The organism is Halogranum amylolyticum (genome assembly GCF_900110465.1).
GTDB classification, from domain to species: Archaea; Halobacteriota; Halobacteria; order Halobacteriales; family Haloferacaceae; genus Halogranum; species Halogranum amylolyticum.
The window spans coordinates 1-24,625 of record NZ_FODV01000037.1 but is presented as its reverse complement, the minus strand read 5'-3'; the positions used below and the strand labels follow the sequence as shown (position 1 = coordinate 24,625).

The 24,625-nt window shown below is 50.4% G+C and carries 19 protein-coding genes and 4 pseudogenes; 13 read left to right on the top strand and 10 right to left on the bottom strand.

Annotation, left to right across the window (positions count from 1 at the left end):
* Positions 1-75 precede the first annotated feature (75 nt).
* The 3 genes and pseudogenes from BSG17_RS24750 to BSG17_RS26545 all read right to left on the bottom strand — a co-directional run.
* Positions 76-678: pseudogene (locus BSG17_RS24750) on the bottom strand (transposase); the annotation flags it as partial.
* Positions 679-1,153: 475 nt separating this feature from the next.
* Complete coding sequence (locus tag BSG17_RS24745) at positions 1,154-2,227, bottom strand: DUF1616 domain-containing protein (protein ID WP_089828032.1); 1,074 nt, start codon at positions 2,225-2,227, stop codon at positions 1,154-1,156.
* A 60-nt stretch (positions 2,228-2,287) separates the two neighbouring features.
* Positions 2,288-4,405: a peptidase associated/transthyretin-like domain-containing protein gene (locus BSG17_RS26545; RefSeq protein WP_139246807.1), complete on the bottom strand. Its 2,118-nt coding sequence runs from the start codon at positions 4,403-4,405 to the stop codon at positions 2,288-2,290.
* Positions 4,406-4,534: 129 nt separating this feature from the next.
* On the opposite strand from BSG17_RS26545, the gene BSG17_RS24735 reads away from it, so the two are divergent.
* The 3 genes from BSG17_RS24735 to BSG17_RS24725 are packed head-to-tail and all read left to right on the top strand — an operon-like array spanning position 4,535 to position 7,344.
* Positions 4,535-5,989 (top strand): DUF58 domain-containing protein, encoded by a 1,455-nt coding sequence (locus BSG17_RS24735; protein ID WP_089828030.1) that lies wholly within the window; start codon positions 4,535-4,537, stop codon positions 5,987-5,989.
* Entirely contained in the window at positions 5,986-6,471 is a 486-nt protein-coding gene (locus BSG17_RS24730; RefSeq protein ID WP_139246806.1) for a DUF8163 family membrane protein, read from the top strand. Before BSG17_RS24735 ends, BSG17_RS24730 begins: the two co-directional genes overlap by 4 nt.
* Positions 6,472-6,474: 3 nt before the next feature.
* The gene (locus BSG17_RS24725; protein WP_089828034.1) at positions 6,475-7,344 is read left to right on the top strand and encodes a DUF7982 domain-containing protein; all 870 of its coding nucleotides are present in this window, start codon (positions 6,475-6,477) and stop codon (positions 7,342-7,344) included.
* A gap of 85 nt (positions 7,345-7,429) precedes the next feature.
* Here BSG17_RS24725 and BSG17_RS24720 read toward each other — a convergent pair whose 3' ends face one another.
* From BSG17_RS24720 to glmU, 5 genes are all read right to left on the bottom strand, one after another.
* Positions 7,430-8,416, bottom strand: a complete 987-nt coding sequence (locus BSG17_RS24720) for an AAA family ATPase (protein ID WP_089828028.1) — start codon at positions 8,414-8,416, stop codon at positions 7,430-7,432.
* The gene (locus BSG17_RS24715; RefSeq protein ID WP_089828027.1) at positions 8,409-9,485 is read right to left on the bottom strand and encodes a DUF4350 domain-containing protein; all 1,077 of its coding nucleotides are present in this window, start codon (positions 9,483-9,485) and stop codon (positions 8,409-8,411) included. Before BSG17_RS24715 ends, BSG17_RS24720 begins: the two co-directional genes overlap by 8 nt.
* A complete protein-coding gene (locus BSG17_RS24710; protein WP_089828026.1) occupies positions 9,485-9,760 on the bottom strand; it encodes a DUF8044 family membrane protein in 276 nt (91 codons plus the stop codon). The genes BSG17_RS24715 and BSG17_RS24710 overlap by 1 nt, the downstream gene beginning before the upstream one ends.
* Positions 9,761-10,574: 814 nt before the next feature.
* The gene (gene glmS / locus BSG17_RS24705) at positions 10,575-12,371 is read right to left on the bottom strand and encodes a glutamine--fructose-6-phosphate transaminase (isomerizing) (protein ID WP_089828025.1); all 1,797 of its coding nucleotides are present in this window, start codon (positions 12,369-12,371) and stop codon (positions 10,575-10,577) included.
* On the bottom strand, positions 12,371-13,567 hold the full coding sequence (gene glmU / locus BSG17_RS24700; protein WP_089828024.1) for a bifunctional sugar-1-phosphate nucleotidylyltransferase/acetyltransferase: 1,197 nt from the start codon (positions 13,565-13,567) through the stop codon (positions 12,371-12,373). Before glmU ends, glmS begins: the two co-directional genes overlap by 1 nt.
* A 597-nt stretch (positions 13,568-14,164) precedes the next feature.
* On the opposite strand from glmU, the gene BSG17_RS24695 reads away from it, so the two are divergent.
* Together BSG17_RS24695 and BSG17_RS24690 are read left to right on the top strand one after the other, a co-directional pair.
* A complete protein-coding gene (locus tag BSG17_RS24695; RefSeq protein ID WP_089828023.1) occupies positions 14,165-15,124 on the top strand; it encodes a nucleotidyltransferase family protein in 960 nt (319 codons plus the stop codon).
* A gap of 96 nt (positions 15,125-15,220) precedes the next feature.
* A complete protein-coding gene (locus BSG17_RS24690; RefSeq protein WP_089828022.1) occupies positions 15,221-16,156 on the top strand; it encodes an NAD-dependent epimerase/dehydratase family protein in 936 nt (311 codons plus the stop codon).
* Positions 16,157-16,158: 2 nt separating this feature from the next.
* On the opposite strand, the gene BSG17_RS24685 is transcribed toward BSG17_RS24690, so the two are convergent.
* A complete protein-coding gene (locus tag BSG17_RS24685; protein ID WP_089828021.1) occupies positions 16,159-17,118 on the bottom strand; it encodes an NAD-dependent epimerase/dehydratase family protein in 960 nt (319 codons plus the stop codon).
* Positions 17,119-17,189: 71 nt separating this feature from the next.
* Here BSG17_RS24685 and BSG17_RS24680 point away from each other — a divergent pair.
* Positions 17,190-17,486 (top strand): annotated as a pseudogene (locus BSG17_RS24680) (IS5/IS1182 family transposase); the annotation flags it as partial.
* A gap of 33 nt (positions 17,487-17,519) precedes the next feature.
* On the opposite strand, the pseudogene BSG17_RS24675 reads toward BSG17_RS24680, so the two are convergent.
* Positions 17,520-17,816, bottom strand: a pseudogene (locus BSG17_RS24675) (IS4 family transposase); the annotation flags it as partial.
* Between the two features lie 241 nt (positions 17,817-18,057).
* On the opposite strand from BSG17_RS24675, the pseudogene BSG17_RS28835 reads away from it, so the two are divergent.
* The 7 genes and pseudogenes from BSG17_RS28835 to BSG17_RS24645 all read left to right on the top strand — a co-directional run.
* A pseudogene (locus tag BSG17_RS28835) lies at positions 18,058-18,150 on the top strand (IS1595 family transposase); the annotation flags it as partial.
* A gap of 219 nt (positions 18,151-18,369) precedes the next feature.
* Positions 18,370-19,422: a glycosyltransferase family 2 protein gene (locus BSG17_RS24670; protein ID WP_089828033.1), complete on the top strand. Its 1,053-nt coding sequence runs from the start codon at positions 18,370-18,372 to the stop codon at positions 19,420-19,422.
* The gene (locus tag BSG17_RS24665) at positions 19,415-20,236 is read left to right on the top strand and encodes a polysaccharide deacetylase family protein (protein WP_089828020.1); all 822 of its coding nucleotides are present in this window, start codon (positions 19,415-19,417) and stop codon (positions 20,234-20,236) included. The genes BSG17_RS24670 and BSG17_RS24665 overlap by 8 nt, the downstream gene beginning before the upstream one ends.
* A 93-nt stretch (positions 20,237-20,329) precedes the next feature.
* Complete coding sequence (locus BSG17_RS24660) at positions 20,330-20,719, top strand: acyltransferase (protein WP_139246808.1); 390 nt, start codon at positions 20,330-20,332, stop codon at positions 20,717-20,719.
* 25 nt (positions 20,720-20,744) lie between these two features.
* Positions 20,745-21,926: a carboxylate--amine ligase gene (locus tag BSG17_RS24655; protein ID WP_089828018.1), complete on the top strand. Its 1,182-nt coding sequence runs from the start codon at positions 20,745-20,747 to the stop codon at positions 21,924-21,926.
* Entirely contained in the window at positions 21,923-23,185 is a 1,263-nt protein-coding gene (locus tag BSG17_RS24650; RefSeq protein WP_089828017.1) for a glycosyltransferase family 4 protein, read from the top strand. Before BSG17_RS24655 ends, BSG17_RS24650 begins: the two co-directional genes overlap by 4 nt.
* Positions 23,182-24,258 (top strand): glycosyltransferase, encoded by a 1,077-nt coding sequence (locus BSG17_RS24645; protein WP_089828016.1) that lies wholly within the window; start codon positions 23,182-23,184, stop codon positions 24,256-24,258. Before BSG17_RS24650 ends, BSG17_RS24645 begins: the two co-directional genes overlap by 4 nt.
* The last annotated feature ends 367 nt before the right edge of the window (positions 24,259-24,625 follow it).

Sequence of the window (24,625 nt, the reverse complement as noted above, 5' to 3'; positions counted from 1 at the left end):
CATATCGCCAGACGGCGTCCAATTCCCGGTTAATCTGACGGAAGAACGCCGTGAGAGCGTCTGAGACTGACGTCACTCGGCGGCAAAACAAGGCAACTCGTATTCAGAGTGCCAATCCTGGAAGCCGTTATCAGCAGCGACCGTATGCAGGTCGTCCGCGTTCCGGCGGACGACCTGCGGCCCGGATTTCGTATCATGCCGCCACTGCGCATGGCATTGCACGTCAAGAACAGCGAGCGACGCTGTATCGGTCAGTGTCGTCACCTTCAGCGTCTCAACTGCCTGATTCGACCGATCGAGATAATGCGCAGAGGCGTGGCCTCGATCGAAGAACGTGCTGTCGAGAGCGGCGAACCCAGACTGCGGGTGTTGCTGCGCTGAAACGCGCAGCAACGCCCGCCACACCCACATCTTGATCCGGTCGAACGACTTGTTCAGCGTCGTGTAATCTGGGACGTCGCTCCTGTCCAATTCAAGGACGTCCCGTATGTCACCCATGTACTTCAGCCGATTTGCGGTTTCTCGGAAGCTATGGTCCTCTTCGAGCCGAAACCCGTGAATGACGACGTGCTTCCAGCGGGCGAACCCGCCGGTGGCGGGCTCGCCCGCGTGCTTCCCCAAGGCTTGTTTGGCTAGCCGCTTGAACCATTCAACGAAGTCGAGGAGATCGACTTCCACCATAATCGACCTCCTCGGCTTCATCCTTACTGATTTGACGGTCTATCCCGACGCCGTCTGTCTATTCAACGCAGCAGAGGAGCCAACTCGGGTGTTACTTGCACTATGCGTGTGACGGGATTCATTCCTACCCTTAAGCATGATATTCTCTCTCCTCTATAACAACAATTAATTATAAACTTACAATAATAACAATATCGATAATCAGAAAAGAGGACACCTAGTGAATTAGAAACTAAACCTCGCAAATAATCTGCGAACATTTACAAATGTATCCACCAATTGTATGTCTATGCCAAGGACTGCATACTGCCAATTCTGTAAAAAAGAACAGGAGATCGTCAGCACGGTCGCTTGGCAACCCGATTCTTGTGCCACATGCGGAAACGAAGTTGATTCATCGACTTCTTGAAATCCGCATCTTGCTGGTGAACATCGCAAAAGCAATCAACAAGTGACGGAGATTCACACAGTGTCAAGTCGAAGAGGTCGCGTTTGACGACACCGTGCCAGATGCACTGACGTTCACCCACAGATGCGTCTCTCGATACGAGTTGTTGACTGTCGGATTCGCGGGCGGTTGCCCCTTGTACATAAGATACGTCAACCGGAGACGCTCTCCCGTGAGCTGCGGCGTCACATTGTGCTTGCGGTGCCACGTCTCGTTATCCTGCAGTTGTGTCTGGAATCGACGTACCCCTTGGCGCTCTACGACTTGTGTCGAATTGTTTTGGATTTGGACTCGCTGGAGCTCGGTGACAATTGTGTAATTGACAGCTTCGTGTTCGTGATTTCCGATTCCGACATACAGTTGCTTGCTTTCCCCGCGTGTGAACTCGGTTGGATACCCGTCGGCGACAAGATCGCCGTCCTCGGATTCTGTGAGAAGATACAATTCAGAAAACGATTCTCCCTTTTTGGGAACACCCACTGCAAACCCAACACTACCAACTGCTAACAGGAGACTCACGACGAGAATAATATTGAGTGCACCATCAGCACGTGAGTCGGGTTCGAGGAGTTCACGCTTGCTTGCACCAATCCACCTTGTATAGGGCACGTGGAACCGATCCGCTTCTGGGATACGTTGCCGACGCGAGGAGGCGATGATTGCAGCGATGCTGGTAAAGCCGCCCACGGAGAGTACAATTGGAAGCGTCCGGATACCCCATGGTGTAAAGTTGAGAATCAGCCCGATGAGGGGGACAATCGCGATGCTGGTTCCAAATGAGAGCGCAATCCGTTCTAGTGTATCAATTCCTCCGCCAGTGTCACGCTCGATCGTCTCTGCTGTGGCTGTTTGTGTCGCTGCATGCTGTTCGTCCGACGCCTCACCTGACTCCGGAAAGAGCGCAGCAACAAAGGCATAGCCAGGCAAAAAGAGGACGAACGGCAGTCCGATAATCACGCGCAGGATTGACTCATTGACTCCAGGTATAAAGACGGCACCGACAGTCAGCACAACAAACCCAATGACTGCTGCGAGGTCTGCCGGGAGACGGCGGACGACTGGTGGCAATAGTAATCGCCATGTCCTGCGGTCTGTCACAATTATGCAAAGCGAGCCATAGTTGAAAAATTAGTCGATTAGCTCTCTTCGAAATGATAGTCAGTCATCACTATCTGGTGTTTGGTCCTCTGCGTGAACCATCGCTGCGGACAAATCGATCACTGTTGTCGCCTCATCTTCCGAGGGTTTCTCCTTGCCGTAAGCCACCTGTTCGTAGCGTCTGACTAGCTCGTGAAGCGAACTTTCATCACTACCGATCTGTGTCTGATAGGCCTGATAGAGTTCCCAGTGGGTTACTGAAGATCCCAGCCCGAGTATCGCGATGATCTGTTGACGCAGTGCTTCGTAGGCAGCTTCAACGGCGGCTTCTGTTTCACCACGTGCGACTCGACGACGCGCAAGTGCAAGCAATGAGAGATCCGGCTCAGGAGATGACGACGATTCGCCGTCATTCGTTGCAAAGGTGTCTGTCTCAGTGGCCGTCGACGTCGCTGTCGAAGAGCGACGGAGATACAAGAACGCTCCACCTCCAAGGAGTATAATCCCGATGAGCGTCCCGCCGACCCAATAAACCAGCGGTGACTCTGTCTCGAGCGGTGACGATTGGTTCGATCCACCCGCGTGAACTGTCACCATTGTACGCGCGCTCGCACGTTCAAGATTTGTACCGGTTCCCGTATAGACCGTACTCAACTGGAGCGTCGTCGCGCCCCCGTCGAGTAGTGTTTTCGGGATCTGGACCTGTGAGTGATACGTACCATTGGGAGTCGTCGTTGCGGTTCCGACGAGCGTACCGTTAACCCTGAACTCGAGTTCCTGTCCCCCAATCGTGTCACCATCCGTCGTTTGGAACTGCCCTGATACCGGTACTGTCCGACCATGACTTTCGTTTGTCGCAAGTGTGAGTGCTGTCGGTGTTGACTCGACCTGTACCGATTGTCTCACTGGTGCTGCTGTTACTGCTCGCTCTTGGACCCCCACTCGGACTTGGAGATCATGTGTGTCGGCTGTGATACCTGCGGGAAGCCTCGTTTGGAGTTCAAACTCTCCCGTCTCTGTCGTTTGTGCGGTCCCGAGTGGAATTGACCCAAGAGAGACGCTCACTGGCAGTCCAGCGACTGGTGTCGTCTCGACCGTTGTCTCACCGCGAATCGTGATCTCTTCTTGGTAGGCTGTCGTCGTTGGAGCTGACTCAATGCTGAGTGTTGCATTCGTCTGTGTAACCGAGATATCCATCGATTCGTTCGCTCCGAGATAGATTGACGAGGGCTCTGGAACGTATCGGACTGTGACATTGTCTGCTGTAAGTGGGAGGACTGTTGGCCGATATGACAGTGAGAATTGGCCATCTTCGTCGGTCGTGGTAGTAACATTGCGGCCAGGTGTTTTGAGCTGAATCGTTCGCTCTGCGAGTGGCTCCCCATCTTCGGTCACTAAGCGACCACTCAGTTCTAATGGGTCTTGGAACGAGACTGCTGATTGGCTTTCATCGACAGTGAGCTCTGTTGGTGTGAACTCCTCTTCAAGAGCTGTCTGTTCTTGTGTCGAAATCTCGTTTTGTATCTCGTCGACCGATTCCTGTGACTCAGTGAAATTCGCTCCCGTTTGATTCGACAGAGATGTGTATGACTGACTGAGTTGTGTCGATTGACTATTCGAGCGCTCTGCAAGTCGCGTGAGTTCACGCGCAAGCTCACGAGCACGTTCTTCATTCCCGTTTTGTTTCGCTTCCTGATATTCGTCGTGCGTTTGTTGGAACTCACGAACGGTATTCGTATACTCTTGCTGTGTCGATTGTGCCTGCTCAAATCGCTCTGCAGTCTGTTCGTTCCCGGTCTCCCCTGCGACGTCGATGTATTTTGCGAGCGCATCAGAGTACTCATCTCCAGTCAGTTGACGTGCCTGCTGGTATTCCTCTTGGTTTAGCTGAACGGTACTTTCACCGAGTCGCTCTGCTAGCACACGTGAAAGATGAGCCTCTACTTGTCCGAGATTGCCGTCTTGATTCGTTGCCTCGGGATTCTCGTGTTGGACAGTCGTATTATTCTGCTGTTGGAATCCACTTGCCGCAATCGACGACCGCGCAGATGCCTCGCTACTCTGGGGGTGCGACGCTGCCGTCGTTGCTGCGGCAGGTGGCAGCGCAAACGAGAGAAGTGCCACTATGAGGACCAACAGGAGAAACACCCGTCGTTGGGAATGAAGCCACGGGGTCACATCATGTGCATACCGATGTGAACATAAAGATACTTTCGCCTCTTTCGACGAGAAATTCGATCGGCTATCTCCCTGTCGCAAAGTAGAGATATTGCGCAAGCTTCAATTGTATTCCTTGAATTGTGTCGGATGATGTATCCCACGCGTCGATATTGGGCGATAGCTGGACTCGGCGCGTTCTTCCTGCTGTTTACGCTTCTTATCGACCGTCCACTTGCACTTGGGGGCACGGTTGCGATCGGCGTGGTATTGCTGGTTTCTCAGGCCTTGACCGTTGGGTCGTTCACACGTGCTGAGCGTGAGCTCACCGTTGAGTACACACTCTCACAGTCACGTGTTGCGATCAATAATACGATCTTTGTGACTATGCGTGCCAGTCAGCCAGCCACCACTGACGTCGATGTAACAGTGACCGCACAGCCCCCTGTTGCTGCCCATTCTGTCCCTCAAGCCGAACGACAACTTCGGTTACCAGTCGGTGAAACATCTGCGACAAAATCCTTCGAGTTGGAGGCACCGATCGCGGGCCGTCTCGAAGTTGGTGAGCCAATCATTCAATTCACCGACCACCAGGGATTGTTCACTGAAACGTTTGTTCGAGGCCCGACAGCGACGTTTACTGTCGAGCCACGTGGACCGAACGATATGCACGTCGGCCAAGCTGGTGAACAGATGCTCGCTGCGTATGGTGAGCATCAAACGAACCGGTCGGGGTCTGGGCTCACCCCTGCAGGGCTTCGACAATACGTCCCCGGAGATACACTCAACCAAATTGATTGGAAGGCAACAGCTCGTCAGGCGACGCCATATGTTCGTGAGTTCGAAGTCGAAGCTGACCGAACGACGCACCTAATCGTTGATCACCGCGCGGCAATGGATATTGGCCCAGCAGGCCAAACAATGCTCGACTTCGCTCGTGAAGTCGCCCTAGGGATCGTTCAATCAGCACAAAAAAACAACGACGCACTAAGCCTCTATTGTGTCGGTGATTTAGGATTAACAACGACGGTACTACCCCGCACGACCGCAGCTCGATTCCGGCAGATTCGCGGTATTCTCCATGAACTCACACCGACTGCACCAGAGACTTCGGTGCCGAACACCCAAAGCAGTACGGCCCACCCCTCTGTTACACGAATTGCTGCACAACGGCTGACAACCGACCAGTCGGCGTTCGCTGCACGAATTCGTCCGTTCCTCACTGCAAGTGACGTGTATGTGGAGCACATTCAAGATGATCCGCTGCTTGAGGCGGTCCGTCGTGCACAACTGCAAGAGTCTGGCTCCTCGTGGACAATTCTCCTCACCGACGATACGGACCGTGATCGGGTTCGTGAAACGGCCCGCACTGCCGCAAAATACAGCGACAATGTGCTCGTCTTTCTAACACCGACGGTACTGTTTAAAACCGATACTCTCGCCGATCTCGACACTGCATACCGACAGTACGTCGATTTCGAAAAGTTCAGACGATCACTACACAGCCTTTCCTGTGTCGCTGCCTTTGAGGTCGGCCCTGGTGACCACCTCGAGACGATCCTAACACATCAACGCATGCGTCCACAACAGGAGTCAGAACAGTGAGTACCGCTGACGAACCGGGATTTGACGGGCCATGGTCATTTTCACGTCCATCGCCAATCGCTATCCTCGGCGTTATTGTGACAAGCGTCGTGTGGCTCTGGTTTGGAGGACCACTCGGATTGGGGTTGGCTGGACTCTTAGTTCTCGGTGTGTTTGCGCTTTCACCACCGTTTGCATTCGGTTTCGGGCAGGTGTTGTTAGTCGGCGCTTTCTCTGAGGAAGTCGCTGTCGGAATCCTTCTTGCTGAAAGTGGGTTGTTGCTCATCTTGCTATCCGAATACAGCCGAAGACCCCACTCACGTCGTCTCCAGCTTGCCACGATCACAGCGTTTGCAGTTGTCGGCGGTATCGGCCTCACAGCAGTTGTTCTCGAAGTCGACCTCTGGATCCTTGCAGTAGCGAGTCTTCTAGTTGCATCGACGATTGCATATGTCCTGCACCGTCTCGAACGTGTGCGGCTTGATCTAATCAACGAGGAATAAGTGATGAGTTCCGAACCACTCCAAAACGGCACTAGCACTGAGACAGAGACTGCAGAATCCGATCTCCGTGCCGAAGTCGAACTGCTTGAAGAAGAGAATCGCCGCCTGCGTGAACAGTATGTGCATGCTCGTCGGATCACCTATCGTCGGAGTGCACTCGGATTGGGTGTCATCGGAAGCATTGCTGCTCTTGGTGCGGTGGTGTTTCCTGCTGCACAGACCGTGTTATTTGCATTGGCAGGGATCGGGCTGTTTGCTGCCGTGTTAACGTATTATCTCACTCCCGAACGGTTCATCGCTGCTGACGTCGGCGAGCGAATCTATACTGCAGTCATGGATAACGAGACAGCACTCGTCGATGAGCTGAGCCTCTCACAGAATCGCTTGTACGTGCCCCACGAAACGGAGACGGTGCGATTGTTCGTGCCACAACATGCTGATTATGACCTCCCAGCTGATGAGGCCCTGCAGGCAACGATCGTTATCACCGACAACGAGTACGAGCGAGGGCTTGCACTCACGCCGACTGGTCGAGAGCTCTTCAGCGAGTTCGAAGAGACGACGTCTGGTCCGGTTGGATCCACACCACAGGAACTCAGTACTCAGTTGACGGATGCACTGACCAACGTCTTCGAGTTAGTCGAGACCGCAACAGCTGAGGTCGACCGCGAGGAGGGTCGTCTGACCGTTGCTGTGAGTAATAGTGCGTACCAGCTAGCTGACGACGTCGATCATCCGGTAGCGTCATTTCTTGCAGTCGGATTAACTGTTGGACTCGAGACACCGATCGAAACGGAAGTGACGAGCGATCCGAGTGACGACACGGATGCGTTTCAGGTAACGTGTCGCTGGGACGTTGAATCGTCTCACTAGGCGGTCAATTTCACTCTTCTCGTCTTCGTTCCAGAAGATATTCTCGTGTGAACTGCTACATAAAAAAAGAATAGGATGGACTGGTTCAATTAGATGTCTCAGCCGATGAGACCACATCGTCCTGCAGATCCTTTGTCGGAATGTCGACTGAGTCAAGAATCTCAGAGACGATTTCCGTTCGTGAACGACCACTCAGTTCTGCTTCAGTCCCGAGGATCACCCGATGAATGAGGACGTTCGGTGCCAACGTCTTGATATCGTCCGGGGTGACGAACTCACGGCCATGGATTGCAGCCCGTGCTTTCCCAGCGTTGAGGAACGCAAGCGATGCCCGTGGAGATGCACCATGTTCGAGCAGTTCTGACTCACGCGTCGCTGAGACGATATCCAGAATGTACTCCAGAACCTTCTGGTCGACATACACCTCGTTCACCGTCTCGCGTGCAGCGAGAAGGTCTTCTATGTGGACCACTTGCGTGATTGACTCAGGGCTCAAATCAGGATCTGAATCGAATCGCTGGAGGAGTGCTCGTTCTTCGGCTCGGGCAGGTAAATCGACGATATACTTCAATTGGAAACGATCACGCTGTGCTTCTGGCAGCTCAAACGTTCCTTCCTGTTCAATCGGGTTCTGGGTTGCAATAACCATAAATGGCTTTGGCAGGGAGAGTGTGTCGCCTTCGATCGTGACTCGCCCTTCTTGCATTGCTTCGAGGAGCGCACTCTGGGTTTTTGGTGTTGCCCGATTGATCTCGTCTGCGAGAACGAGATTCGCGAAGATCGGGCCGCGCTGTAATTCGAACTCGCCGATGTTCTCACGGTAGATGTGAGTTCCTGTGATGTCCGCTGGCAGGACGTCAGGCGTCATCTGAATGCGCTGATACTGGAGACCAATCGTCCGAGCAAAGAGATTCGCAATCGTTGTCTTTGCAACGCCCGGAACCCCTTCTAAAAGGGTGTGACCACCGGTTAGCATCGAGATGGCGAGCCCTTCGACGATCGTTTCGTTCCCGATCAGGACGGTTCCAGTTTCCTCACGGATAGCCTCGAAAATCGCTTCGGGATCACTCATTGGTTGTTTCCTCCGACTGCTGGTCTAAAATACCTGTTATTATGCGCTGCATTCGACTGGACTCCCATTCGGGATGGTGTTTGCGGAGGTACGCGACGAACGCTGCTTCTGTGGCGGTGTTACTCGCAGTAGCGTGCGTTGGGCTGTTGTCATCTCTGTGTCGGCGCAGTGCCTGTGGTGGTTGGATCCACACGAGGAGTGCGCCGAGACCGATGGTCCCCACAATAACTTGTAACAGTGGTGTGGTACGAATCGTTAACAACGCGATCGCAAGTGGTGGCTGCTGTCCTGCATGTGAGTAATCAAGTATCACCTGATTGTGAGTCTCGAAGAGGTTCTGTGTGAACTGTTGGTTTCCTGGTCGCTCGAGCATCGCATTAATAAAGAGACTCGGATCGCTGACGACAATCACACGACCGTCGCCGACCGATTCACTGGTGACAACCGGATAAGATTGCAAGGTCTCACTCTCATCGAGTTCTGCGTTCCGATTTGTGTCGAGATAGGAAAACTCTGAGGATCGAACCACGACATCTGCCTCAGCTGCTTCGACCACTGTCCCGTGATTAATCGTTAGTTGGCTCACGTTCTGTGTGAGTGTCCCATTCGTTACATTTGTCGCGACTGGCATCGCAGGTGAGCGATAGGTGTTTTGTTCGTCTCGAAGCGGTTGGCCATCGATTGAGGCCGTCGCTCCAATCCCCGCCAGTAGCTCATTGCCGTGTGGACCGTAATCTTCTGCAACAACGACTGTACCGCCTGCTTCAACGAACTGTCTGACACGTTGTGTCTCTGTTTGATTGTATGTAGTCTCCGGTGAGAGGATGACTGAGACAGTCCCGGTTGCATTGGCTGTTGTATAGATACTCGTGTTTAATGCGATCTTGCTTTCGGTATCGACACTGTCGGCTTGGGTTTGCATCCCAGATGCACCATCCCAGGCTGCATTGTAGATCCCAAATGCGGCCGTTGATGTACTAGCAGCGATCACGAATGCAAGCAGGACAACGCCGACAAGTGCAATCAAGAGCAATCGTGGATAATTACCACGCAGGTTCTGCCAGTCCATCAGAAAATCCCCTCCGGAAGAATTTCAAGAATTCGACGGACGACGATGTAGCCGAAGATGACCAGTCCGAGCCCGATAATCCATTTGAGTCGTGCTCGCCAGGACGGCGTAACGCTGAATGGAGCAGTTAATTCGACGACGACAAGAAATCCAATAAGACAGATGACAAAGAATAGCTCGAGAGTAAGGGCGTCGAGCAGCGCCAGTGCAAGAAGGGCTGCAGTCATCCACGCAACTTGCGCGCGAATGAATCGTTCTCGACGCGTCGTAACCATACTTGGGTGTGTGGGTGGTAGGATTACTAAACTATCGGAGTGGCGATGCGAATACAACTCAAACTACCGAAACCGTCGCACCCCTGCAGACGAGGGCATACGCTTGAACCTCTATTGTTTCTCTGATTACATACACAGGCAAATATTTGGAGGGTATGTTGTAAATATACTACTCACCACCGATTTAGGAATCAATTGTCGAATAAGTGGCTAGAATAACGAAATAAGATCGAATTTCATATAAAGGATTTTCACCTTCAAAATGATATGGCGAAGACTGCATACTGTCCCTATTGCGACCAAGAACAAGATCTTATTAGTACTGTCCCTTGGCAGCCCAATACATGTGCAGTCTGTGGGAATCCACTCGATGACGGTTCAGATACAATCGAAAAAGTGAGATAATGTTGAACCTGATGGTTGGTGCGGAATATTCGTCCACAGTCTCTCATGCACTTTGAGGGTGTAATAGAGAGCTTTGAGATTGTAATAAAGAGCTTCTGAAAAAACGAAGTTTACAATACTAGTATTGGAACTACTGATTTGTGTGGTCAATTGATTCAGCTATTTCTACCAACATAAAGATTCTGGGTTCCTTGTTCTATAGAAAATAATGATAGTCACTTATTGGTAAAAATGCCCATATTAGTATATGTAATATCTGCCCTCTTTGATATATTCGGTTGGCATTCACAAAAAAGCCAAGTGAATGCCCCGAGGCTTGATTTCTGAGAGAAAGCCGAGACTACTTTCCACCAACTACACTCGACGGAAAGGCTGTCCTCCCAACAGCAACCTCATCTCGATATCTGTGTCACTCGACAGTAACGCTTTTAGCGAGATTTCGTGGCTTATCGATCGAACGACCAAGCCGATTGGCCATATGGTAGGCCACAAGCTGTAGTTGAATGTTCGCGAGCAGCGGTGCCACCCGCTCGTGGGTCTCAGGAATTTTGAGGACGGCATCGGCATAGCGTTCAGCATCCGACTGGCCGTCAGTAACGACGATCACGGGCGCACCGCGAGCCTCAACCTCCTTGACATTCCCGATGGTCTTGCGGGCGTTCTCGTCGTTGCCCGTTACCACCGCGAAAACAGGTGTATTGGCGGTGACGAGTGCCAAGGGGCCGTGTTTCAGTTCACCAGCTGCGAAGCCCTCAGCGTGCTCGTAGGTGATCTCCTTGAATTTCAGTGCGCCCTCAAGGGCAACCGGGAAGTGCAGTCCCCGGCCGATGAAGAAGTATGCCGTCGAATCGAGATACTCATCGACAATCTCTTCGGCGTTCGAATCATCGAGGATTGCCTGGACGTTGCTTGGGAGATCTCGAAGCGACTCGATGAGTTCACGACTAGTGGTCGTCTTCCCTAACAACTTCTCGACAAGCAGGTTTGCACCGATGAGTTGCGAGGAGAACGTCTTGGTCGCAGCAACCCCAATCTCGGGACCCGCACGGATGTAGAGGACGTGATCACACTCGCGCGCTGCCGTACTTCCAACGACGTTCGTGAGTGCCAACGTTTCAGCTCCTCGGGAGTTGGCATCGCGAAGCGCACTCATCGTATCGGCTGTCTCCCCACTTTGGGTAATGCCGACGACGAGCGTACCGTTGGGGAGTGGCGGGTCTGCCGTCGCGAACTCACTGGCGAGGGTGGCCGTTGCGGGGACGCCAGCATCACGCAGGAGGGCTGCCGCATACAGCGAGGCGTGATAGGAGGTGCCGCAGGCGACGAAGTGGACTCTACGTGGCGCTTCGAGCTCGTCGAGTTCCTCGACGACGATGTGGCCTGCAAGCTCGTCGATACGCCCACTCAGACACTGCCGAAGTGAGGCGGGTTGCTCGTGGATCTCCTTGAGCATGAAGTGATCATACCCGCTTTTCCCCGTCTGTTCGGCACTCCAGTTAACCGTCTTGATTTCTTTCTCGACAGGGTGGCCGTCCTTCGAGACCGTATAGCCATCCTCGCGTAGCGTGACGAACTCCCCATCGTCGAGATAGACAACATCGCGCGTGTACTCGAGGAACGCCGGCACGTCGGAGGCGAGATAATACCCTTCCTCCCCAATTCCGAGGACCAACGGCGAATCTTCGCGAGCCGCGAAGATCGCATCTTCGCCCTCAACAACGCATGCAAGCGCATACGAGCCCTCGAGTCTGTCGACTGCACGCTGGAACGCAGTTTCGGGGTCATCTCCCTCTTTGAGGTGTTTGGCAACGAGATGTGGGACGACTTCCGAATCTGTATCACTCGAGAAGATAACCCCCTCCGCATGGAGTTCATCGCGCAGCTCTTGGTAGTTCTCGATGATACCGTTGTGGACGACCGCGACTGACTCATCCGTGTCCGTGTGGGGGTGAGCGTTCCGATCAGACGGCGGCCCGTGGGTACTCCAGCGGGTGTGTCCGATGCCGACGTTTCCACTGAACTGGCTGGTGGCAACAGATTGTTCGAGCATCTCGAGTTCGCCCTCACGCTTCTCGACGTCAAGGCTGCTGTTTGCGACGGCAATGCCCGCCGAGTCGTAGCCTCGGTACTCGAGTGTGGAGAGGCCGGACATGAGAATCTCTGCAGGGTTCGAACTCGGTCCGACGTACCCGATGATCCCACACATTAATCTCGCACCTCCATGCCCTCGCGGACGTTACTCGTAATGTGGCTTCCTGGGTGGATTTCGGCATTCGGACCTATCAAGACGCCCGGCGAGAGGGTGGTCCCACTCCCGAGGTGCGCACGGTCAGCGATAACACCGCCGAGTGTGACATTCTCGTGGACTCGGGTTCCGATACGGACATCGGCAGTGGCTCCAGAGATGGTCGTCCCAGCGTCGATGTCTGCGTCTTGTCCGGTTACACATTCAGCGAGTGTTGCGTTCGGGCCGATTCGCGTATCGTCGTCGATGACTGACGACGCGACGACAGCACCAGCATCCACGGTGACGTTTCGACCGACTGCCGTATCCGGGCCGACGATCGCCTGCGGGCCGATCACGCTATCAGGACCGATGACGACTGGGCCTCGAAGTGTCGCATCGTCATGGACGATCGCACTTTCATCGACGTATATGCTTGAATCGACGACTGGAGTCGCAATCATTTCTGGTCGGACGAGCAGCGTCTTCGCCAGCGAAAGCAAATCCCACGGATAAGTGGCATCGTGCCAGACCTCGTCGGTTTGGATCCCACGGACGAGTTCGTCCTTGTTAAGAAGTTGGATTAGGGTGTCCGTCAGTGATAGTTCACCATTTTCTCGGGGTGTGTTCTCGACTTCCACAAAGAACGACGGGGCAAAGACGTAGACACCCGCGTTGAGGAGGCGATACTCATCAGAGTGGGGTTTTTCGACAAGTGCGGAGATATGGTCGTTTTCCATGCGAACAGCGCCATACTGGGGTGCATCGTCACTTTCGACGATCGCAAGTGTTGCGATATCTTCGACTGAGTGTGCGTTAATGACTTCACTCACTGTCTGGGTGCTAATGAGTTGATCACCGTTAACGACGAGGAAATCTGCTTCGATCTCGCCATCGGCTTGCAAGAGCGCGTGGCCGCTTCCAAGTTGTTTGCGTTGATGGTGGTACGTAAGGCCGTGACCACGATACGTCGAGCCGAAGTGATCTTGAACGCGCTCACGCTTGTAGCCGACGACGAGATGGAGGTCTGTGATCCCAGCGTCGATGATGGCATCGAGCACGTGTTCGAGGATCGGGCGATTGGCCGCTGGCAACATGGGTTTTGGGCGGTGTTTAGTGAGTGGGCGGAGCCGTTGTCCTTCGCCCGCTGCGAGCACGACGGCCGAGGCGACATTCATAAAATATGTCTCTTCAGTCAGCTACTACAATCTTTCTGTCTTATCATTCGAATTTCTAAAAGTCCAGAATACGGGTGGTATGATATTAAGACGTTCATTGGAAAGATCTGATAATGTCATAAACAACAAATTGGCACGATCGACTATCTCAATAACCAGAGGTTACGATACTAGGTTTGGCAGTAAGTATTGCGTACAAAGATATCTGATTCGATGGGCGATAAATTTAAAATGCTTTTGAATGACACCTATCCAATTAGGGGGATACCTGTGCCAAAGAAGCTCTCTCCAACGCTCGAAGTCTCCGTCTGTTACGTCTAGGCAGATCTCAAAGGAGAGCACCACACTCTGGACAGTGCGTTGTGATCGACATGGACCTCGTCCCTGTTGCGCTTCGCGAAATCGGAGTATTGCAGTTTCGACAGCGAGGACCTGAGTCGTCAGTGTCGTTTTCTGTCCGTCAAGTCATTGCTGCTACTTGGTAGTGATTACCCGATATAGCTTGCGACCACCCACCGAGCAGAAAGCTGAACAACAGTCATTCAAACCGCAGACATTATATTTAATACAAGGGTAACGAGATAAATTAGTTGTCTCATGAAAGCAGTTGTCCTTGCAGGTGGCTACGCGACTCGATTATGGCCGATTACGAAAGAGCGACCCAAGATGTTCCTTCCCGTTGGGGAGACGACCGTTATCGACCGGTTGTTTGCGGAGCTAGAAGCAGACGAGCGTATCTCGGAAGTGTTTGTCAGTACGAACGAGTACTTTGCCGATGAGTTCGCAGAGCACTTAGCGGCAAGTGACTTTGAGAAGCCAACACTCTCAATCGAAGAGACGCGCGACGAAGATGAGAAATTCGGTGTCGTTGGAGCACTTGCTGAGTTAATTGTGCGTGAAGAGGTGCGCGAGGATTTGGCTGTGGTCGCTGGCGATAATCTGTTTAGCTTCGACTTTTCTGAGTTCTTAGATTTCTTCGAAGAGCGCGACTCACCGACGCTTGCCGCCTACGACGTTGAATCGCGTGAACGTGCGAAATCCTATGGGCTGGTCGAACTGGAGGGTGAGCAGGTTGTGAACTTTCAAGAGAAACCCGAGAACCCGAACAGTACACTCGTCTCGATTGCCTGCTATGGGTTCCCTGCAGAGGTGCTGCCGCTGTTCGAAGAGTATCTTTCCGATGGGAACAACCCTGATGAACCTGGCTGGTTCATGCAGTGGCTCCAGAACCGTGGCGATGTGTTTGCGTATACGTTCGATGGCGCGTGGTTCGATATCGGTGCTGCAGAGGGGTATCTCGATGCCGTCGAATGGGCACTCGATGGAGAATACATGATTGCCGATTCGGCACTGGTGGATAACTGTACGGTTGATGGGGGTGTACAGGTGCTTTCGGGTGCGAAAGTGACCGACTCAACGCTCTCGAGAACCGTTGTGTTCCCTGATTCGCAGGTGAAGGGGGCACAACTGAGAGATACAGTAGTAGACACTGAGTCGACAATCGAGGGTGTTGATCTGAGCGACGCTGTGGTCGGTGCGCATACAAAGCTTCGATAGGGCTAGAACCCCTCTCCTTTTCTTTTCATCATAAAATAGTGTCATCTATAAACAGGAGATAGAACGCTTTTATCGCTGTTCTGTATACCCCTGCACATGCAAGACAAACGTGCGCTGGTGACGGGCGGGGCGGGATTCATTGGGTCTAACCTCGCGAATACCCTTGCCGAGGAGAACGACGTCATTGCTGTCGACGACGGGTATCTTGGAACGCCTGAGAATCTTGATGCAGAAGTGGCGTTCGTCGACGCAAGTGTGCTGGAAGAGGATTTGCCGACGGACGTTGACGTGGTATTCCACCTCGCAGCGCTCTCTTCGTATGCGATGCATGAGGAGGATCCGACGAAGGGTGCTCGTGTGAACGTCGAGGGATTCGTCAACACGGTTGATCAGGCGCGTCAAGATGGCTGTGACACAGTCGTGTACGCGACGACATCATCCATCTATGGAAATCGAACTGAACCGTCTCCCGAGAATATGGACGTGAAGGCTCGAACAGGCTATGAGGCATCCAAGCTCGCTCGCGAGCGCTACGGCGAGTACTTCTACAACCACTACGATATGTCGATGGCGGGGATGCGATTCTTCTCAGTATATCAGGGCTACGGTGGTGCCGAAGAGCATAAAGGCGAGTACGCGAACATCGTCGCGCAGTTCGCTGACGATCTCGCGAACGGAACGGCGCCTGAGATTTACGGCGATGGAATGCAGACCCGCGACTTCACACACGTCGACGATATCGTGCGTGGGCTGGTTGCGGCCGCCGAACACGAGTTGAACGGGATTTACAACCTCGGGACTGGCGAGAGCTACGACTTCAACACGGTTGTTGAACTGTTGAATGAGGAGCTCGGAACCGATATCGATCCGGAGCACGTCGATAACCCGATTCGAGAGGACATCTACGTCCACGACACGATGGCCGATATCTCGAAGATTACCGAAGAAACGGGGTGGGAGCCACAGATTAGCTTCGAGGCGGGAATCGAGCAGGTCTGTCGGCAGTACACAGAAACGCAGACGACACAGTAAGGTTAGTTCGTCTGCGCTTCTGCGGCTTTTTCCTCGACGATTTCCTCGATCAGGTCACGTGCGGCACGGCGGACTTCATCGTCGCTTGAGTTCGGTGGTTGCCATCCAAGTGCGTCGAGTTTCTCGATGGAGAGACGCATCTTCGGAACGTCACCTTTCCATCCACGGTCGCCACCGGTGTATTCGTAGTCGGGGTCCAGTCCCATTTCCTCGGCGATAATGTCGGCAATCGAGTTAACCGACGTCGTCGTCCGCGTACCGAGGTTGTAGATGTTCAACTCTTGGCCGGCGTGTTCGACGACGTGTTCCATTGCGTCGATACAGTTCTCGACGTGGAGGTAGGACTTTTCTTGGAGGCCATTCCCGAGGATCGTTAATGTCTCTGAGTCCTCATCGAGCTTTTCAATGAAATCGGGGATCACGTTGCCACGTTGGTTTGGACCGACAATGTTCGCAAAGCGGAAGATCCACGCGGTGAACTCATCGGAGTGTGCGAAGGTGGAAATGAGTCCCTCGTCAGCGAGCTTTGAAGCCCCATAGACGCTGATCGGTTCCAGTGGCGCATAGTCCTCGGGGGTTGGCATCAGTGCCTCTCCATAGACGGTTGAGGACGACGTGAAGGCAATGTTATGAACGCCGACGTCTTTCATTCGCTCGAGGACGTTGTACGTCATCTCAGTGTTCTCCTCGAACAGCTGCCGTGGGTTATTGTAGTTGGTGTCGGTGTAGGCTGCGAAATGGAACACCATGTCGGTGTCTTCAGTGATGACCTCAGCAACATCTTCAGGGGAGGTCATGTCCGCTTGGGTGAATTGAACGCCGTCGGGGACACGCTCGCGCGTTCCTTTCGAGAGGTCATCGGCGACGAGGACGTCGTTGTCTTTAGCGAGGTCTGCAGCAATGTGAGAACCAACGAGGCCAGCACCACCCGTGACGAGGATTTGTTTTCCAGTTAATCTCATAGCGGATGATCTGTGTCTGGTAGTGATATACTTTGGGTAGGAGGGTGTCATAGAAAGCGTCACACACGAAGATGCAGGATGTTGGAGCTGTGTCCACGAGCGCCAGCACCCTGCAACGAGAAGCTTCTATCGACGAGTTCTTCAATGTCGTGGCTACCGAGACGCTCGCGTTGTTCGAGTATCTTGACTTCGAGTTTCTACGCGAGTTTGACGTGTTCGCCCCTAGCGAGCGGGGGCGAACACGAGACCAACATCTACCAGAACTCTTCTGAGCGTTCCTCCATTGTTATTACAACGATATCTACGGCGTTCGACTAATCACACGAGAGCTTCAGAACACACTCATGTGGCTCAGTTGTGGCTTCGAGTGACCGCCGTCGAGAGATGCAGTCGCTCGGTTCCTCACGGAACAACTCGAACTGTGGTGCAATCGTGTGGGGAACCGCGACCTCCTCGAGCGCATGCGCGAGGAGGTCGCTCAACAAGGCAGCAAGTGCTGGTGTAAATCGATCGTAGAAGCTAGAGCGGGAGAGCGTCTGATTGGTCGCTGCGGCGTAGGCACGTTGGAACCCCGCGATAGTGCGGGCTTCGCCGTCGACGGCGAAGCCCATGATGAGCGTCCAGACGAGCACCGTGATGTCGATTATCCAGTGGCGTTGGACGACATCGCGCTCTAGTGGATAAGAGAAGTATTGCAACTACGAGTCCGGCAATTCATAGCCCCCAAGGGCCGGAACGGACGCTTACAAGTGGCCTATCCCCAGAACTTAGCTTGTGTACTACGCGCGCGATGTCGTCGATAAGTTCGGTTGGAAACAGGGAAGTGAGCCGCCGTCGTATGATATCCGGGAGAGGGTATTGAACACATTCTCTCCCACACGGTCTACCACGATAACTTCGTCAACAGAACGCAATCTCTCGGTTTTCCGGCTTAACCAAACACGGATGCTCAGACTCTTCGAACTTCGTCGGAAGATCCTACGTAAACCCGGACGAGAAGCCTTGAAAGAAATCGTTCGAACTGTTCTCTGACTCACCAATAATGTCCTTCACAAGATCGATACACATATAAATCTACAAAACACAATATAATTTATACATAAGGAATACAATCTGGAATTTGCTTGTGTTGTCTGATTGATAATGCCCAAATCATTCGCATATCGACATTACAAATAGTAAAATTACTCCAATGGAAGACCGACCAAAAGACTAATCTGTAGTTCTCAACGTAGACACAAGATGACCGATATGTATCGAGAACACACCGTTGGTGTCGTGATCCCAGCCTATAATGAGGAGGGTCTGATTAGCGAAGTCATCAACCAAATGCCTGAATACGTCGATAAGATGTACGTTGTTGATGATTGTTCTACAGACGGGACGTGGAATGAGATCATTGCTACCGCTAGGGAGAATCAATACATTGAAGATTCTAATCCTAGTAAAATTATTACTGCAGATGGCGGTAAATCAATGTTAGATAAACGGGCTATTCTTGATGAACCTATTGGACGAGTAGTTCCTATTCAACACCGAGAAAATCTGGGTGCTGGAGGGGCAATTAAAACAGGATACCTAGCAGCATTGAGAGACGGGGTTGACATTGTCCCGACTGTAGATGGTGATGGGCAGATGGATTTAGATCAACTACCGAAACTCTTAGACCCAATCGTTGAAGGAGAAGCTGATTATGCAAAAGGCAACCGGTTACTGTACCGTGAATTCCGATCAGACATGCCTAAATTCCGGTTCATCGGGAACTCAATTCTAACATTATTAACAAAGATTTCATCCGGATACTGGAAAACAATGGATCCTCAGAATGGGTACACTGCCATCTCAAATTATGCATTGGAGAATGTAGGTATCGAAGGAATGTATGAATACTATGGATATTGCAACGACTTGCTGGTGAAGTTGAATGCGAAGGGTATGCGGGTTGCCGACGTAGCAATACCCGCGATCTATGGTGAAGAAGAATCTAGCATTAACTATAGAACATATATACAGAAGGTGTCGGGAATGCTACTTAGGAACTTCATGTGGCGGTTGAAGATCAAGTACCTCGTGTTAGATTTCCATCCTTTGGCTTTGTTTTACTTATTTGGCGCATCTACAGCTGGGCTTGGCTCATTTGCTGGCGTTTGGTCGCTGTATTCGAAATTCATGTTAGGAAACAAATTATTTGTTTCTGCATCGTTAAGTATGATGCTATTCACGATCGGATGTATGTTCCTAATGTTCGCAATGTTGTTTGATATGCAAACAAATGAGAACTTAGAGGTCCAAATTCGTGAGTGAAGACTTATACTGTTGTGTAACTCTGGATCTAGAGAATGATTGGTATTTTGAGCAGAGTGGCTATGACCATCTAACTCTACAGTACTTGGACGACTTTATTCAGTTAATCCAAGAGGTAGATGTTCCACTCAGCGTCTTCGTCGTAGGTAAAACAATTGAAAAATTCCCGCATAAGATCGATCAGCTAAAAAAAGACTTAGACACCGAGTTCCACCTACATTCATACCAACATGATGTAGAGAAGAATTATGATTTCCGGTCAGAAATTCGCCGAGGGAAGACAGCATTTTGTGACCACTTCGGGAGAAACCCCATTGGTTATCGGGCACCCCAAGGGAATATTGAACCGGATGAAATTAGAATCCTTGAGGAAGAGGGGTTTTTATTTGATTCTAGTATATTTCCATCCTATCGGCCAGGAATATACAACAACGTGACTAAGCCGCGTCAACTCTATATTCCAGAGCAGGTAAACGAACTAATTGAGATACCTATCGGAACTACAGGAGCTCGAATTCCCACCTCACAAAGTTATTTCAAGCTATTGGGTGGACCTCTGATTGAATATTTGTCAATCTCGAACTTGCCAAACGTCCTCGTATACAACCTCCACCTACAGGATTTATACCGGACAGACTCCTACGAGCGTCTCTCAACGCAAAAACGAATGATTTTTGAACGGAATTTGCCAAACTCCAAGAACATATTCAAAAGAATAATTAAGAAGATAGACCAGCGGGGGTATGAGTTTTGTAGAATGTCGAATGTATTAAACCAGGGCGTGACTCAATCACTAACTAGAGGTAAAATTTGAACTATGGTATATGACAAAGTAACTCGGTATCTGTGGTACCTTGTTGCACGGTCTGCACCAACTGATAGAGTACGTCAGTTTGCACTTCACCAGATGAATTTCGTTGAGCTCGGAGATGACTGCTATATTGGTCCAAATATTACGATTACACCGTTTGGGCGGAATATTGAAGAAGATCATCTGCTTAAAATAGATAATCGAGCGACGATAAGCCCAAATGTAACGCTTCTTTGTTCAATGCACCCTGAAAATTCAAAGCTATCAAATGTATATGGGGAAGTCAGCCCAATACACATCAAAGAAGATGCTTGGATTGGTGCAGACGCAACTATTCTTGCAGGGGTCACAGTTGGAGAAGAATCAGTGGTCGGGGCCGGGGCTGTTGTGACAGAAGATGTGCCTCCAAACACTGTAGTGGGTGGGGTGCCAGCTAGAAAAATCAAGGACAAACCAACAGAATCATCATCGAATGAAAAACAGTAATTCATACCTTAATAGGTTGTAAAAGATGTCGAACAAAATATTGATATTGGATGCAAGATCGCTCTCAGGATTAGCATTTGTCCGTTCTTTAGGATTGGCTGGAAACGAGATACACGTTGGTGAGTCATTCAAACAAAACCTCAGCCGATATTCTCGTTTTGCAAATAAATCGGTTGTTTACCCAAATCCAGAAGATAACAAGGAAAAGTTTCACACATTCATAAAATCGCTGGCAGAAAGAGAAAAGTATGATGTGATTCTCCCTATGAGGGACATCACAACGGTACTGTTGTCAGAGATTCAAAAAGAGTTGTCAGACTCTACTAACACTTTGTTAGCAAACCCAAGTAAAATCAAAACATTAAGTGATAAATGGGAATGCGAAAAGCTTGCTAATCGAATAGATGTCTCAACCCCCAATACATATCATGTTTCAAAGCAACCAATTGATGAAATTACCGAGGTTGCTCAATATCCGGTACTTATAAAGCCACGAGAGGAGTCTGGTGCACGGGGAATTGTGAGGGCTGACACACCCTCTGAACTGAAGTCTTCATATTCTGAATTTGCGAGCCAGGAAAAAAAGCCAATTATTCAAGAATTCGTAAATCATTCAGGAGGACATTATAGTATCGGAACTGTGTTCGATGAAAATTCGAATCCAAGAGCAGTACATGTATATGAAGAGCTAATTCAGTACCCGGACACAGGTGGTCCAGCGATCCAAGCAAAGAGTGTAGAGATCAGTCCATGGGTACATGACGTCTTAGAAATACTGAGTGAAATTGAATGGGTCGGACCTGCACACATGGATGTCCTATTTGATCCAGCCGATGAGAAATACAAACTATTAGAAGTAAATCCAAGAATATGGAGCTCTATTAATTTATCTATACAGTCTGGGGTAAATATACCCCGAATAATCACTCAAATTGCGACTAGTGCAACACCTCCCGAGTTGCAGACCTATGATTCAGAAATGTACTATCGATGGACTTTACCAAACGAACTACTTTGGGTTTGGAACAGGAATAACAAAGTTAAGGCCTTGAAACAACTCCGAACTAATAGTGCAGCAGATTCCTGTCATGGGGTGCTCTCACATCGGGATCCTACTGCTATTCTTGGAGTGGTTGCACAGAGCCTACACTTTGTGTTAGATAAAGAGAAAAGACAAAGTGTGTTGGGTAGGAGTCACGACGAATGACAGAGAAAAAGCCGAAGGTTCTGGTAATCACGACCACGTTCCCTCGTTGGGAAGATGACGTTGTGCCAACATTTGTGAGTGATTTATCAAATGAGGTCAGCAAGAACGGTCATGAGGTCGTTATATTAGCTCCTCACCACCCAGATGCAAAGAAGCGAGGATCAGTGAATAATCTTCAAGTACATCGGTATCCGTACTTTTATCCGCTAAAATATCAGAAGTTGAACTTCCAGGGGCAAGGGATGCTGAAAACCATCACCAGCAGTCTCTTGGCTGCCGTGCAAGTCCCAATCTTGATGATTTCACTACTGATTCATACACTTTTCTTAGTTAAGACAGAAGATATTGAGATAATCCACTCCCATTGGCTGGTGCCGAACGGACTTATTGGCGCAACAGTAAGCACGCTTTGTGATTGTAAGCACGTGATGACATTACATGCAGGAGGCGTTTTTGGGTTACAGCGGTTGCCATGTGCCACGCCTATCTCTACGTATATCCACAGCAAGACGGATGTCGTAATGCCAGTGAGCACCCACGTGTGGGGCGAGTACAAATCGATGCTTGACCCCAGCACACCACCATCTACTAACAAGTACCGCATACAACCTATGGGCGCTCATCTGAGCAACTACGAGATAGATACATCAGATGAATCTAGTGAGAAGAATAAAGGTAGCCAACCAATCACTTGTCTATATGTGGGTAGAATCGCAGAAAAAAAGGGAATAAAATATCTAATTGATGCAATCGATAAGATTGAGGTCCAAGCATCAGCCTTCCAAACAGTGATTGTTGGAACTGGCACACTGGAGGACGAAATTCGAGATTATGCGAAAGAAGTAGGAGTAAATGATCTTGTAGAGTTCACTGGCTGGGTAAGCGAGGAGGAACTCAAGGATTGGTATATTTCTTCTGACTTCGTAGTTCTACCATCGATTGAGGCAGAATCTGGCGATACAGAAGGTATGCCTACTGTTATTACAGAAGCGTTCGCCTCCCAAAACCCAGTAATTGCTAGTGATGTCGGAGGGGTCTCTGATGTGGTGGTTGACGGCGAAAATGGATACCTAGTGAAGCAAAAAAGCGCTACCGAGATTGCAGCGAAAATCTCCGAACTACTCGAAGAACCAGAACAAAGAGAGCGGTTGTCGGAAAACGCTTTTCAATCGGCCGAGAAGTTGTCATGGGAACATTGTGGTAATGTCTATGCGAGCATTTTCCAGAGGGTGGGTCAAAAGGGGGAAAGTCAAGTATGAAAGTTGCACTATTCATGAACGATTTTAATAATGGTGGGGCAGAGAGATTAGTAAGAGATCTCGCAATTGGTTTCGATTCTAAGCCAAACGTGGAACCAATCGTAATTGTGGGGAGCCGTGCTGGAGAGCTAAGAGAAGAGTTTGAGAGCAAGTCGATCCCGATCTATTCATTGGATACTGACATTTCTGCAGGATCAATTCCAAAAGCAATCTGGAAACTTACGAGATTGTTGTCTAAGCTCAAAGTGGATATTCTTCACTCACATATTGCATTCTCGCATCTCGTTAGTAGGATTGTATGTGGGTATCTTGGCATCACACACGTAGCTACATATCACAATGTGAAACACCACAAACCTGCTTTCAAACGATGTGCAGAGTATGCTACTGAGCCGCTTTCTTCTCACATTATTTGTGTTTCGAACGGTGTGAAGAATTCATTCCAAAGAGACAACAACATGAGTGTGATATACAACGGAATTAAAGTTAGTAAATTCACACAAGAGCTGCAGTCATCTAATGTGACCCCCGATTTGGTTGGATTTGAAGAACATAATAGAACAGTTCTTAATGTTGCACGTTGTGTTGAACAGAAAAGACAGCAAGATTTAATCAAAGCTGTGGAAATCGCTAATTCAGATGATTTTCATCTAGTCATTGTTGGTGACGGTCCAAAGAGACAGTCTTTAGAAAAAGAAGTCCAATCACGTGGCCTCTCGGATAAAATAACGGTCACTGGATATGTTGATTCAATAATCCCATATTATAAAAATTCAGATATTTTTGTTTCTGCATCATCAAATGAAGGCCTTCCGACAACACATTTGGAGGCCATGGCTGCGGAATTACCTATAATATCCACAGATATTCCTGGCGTTCGAGAAGTAGTAAACCAAGGGCAGAATGGATATCTATGCTCCGTGAACTCTCCGCATGATCTTGCGGAAAGAATCGAATTGCTTGAAACAGACGAGATCGAGCAACTCGGAAGTACGGGCCGTGAATTCGTATCTGAGCGATTTTCGATGGAAACTATTGTCGACGAACACGTCAAACTGTATAGTTCACTCTAAGAAGTGGTTCTATCAGAATCCTCGCGCAGTTTCAAGGTCCGCAAATTCGTGTCTAAATATAACTTTTGAACGGACAAATAAATTATGGTTAACCAAGCGGGCACTGTCTAGCTATTTGACTTCACACGCTTATCGAGCTCAATGACCCATAGTGACTGCCGCTGCCAATCACGTCGTTTCTCTCCTGCACTGCTCCGATTGACGAGCTATTGTGCTTTTCGATGCAGCAGAAACACCATGCGAAAACCTACGTGACAGGTCTTGTTACGGCCATGCCTTGTTTTGCCGCCGAGTGACGTCAGTCTCAGACGCTCTCACGGCGTTCTTCCGTCAGATTAACCGGGAATTGGACGCCGTCTGGCGATAT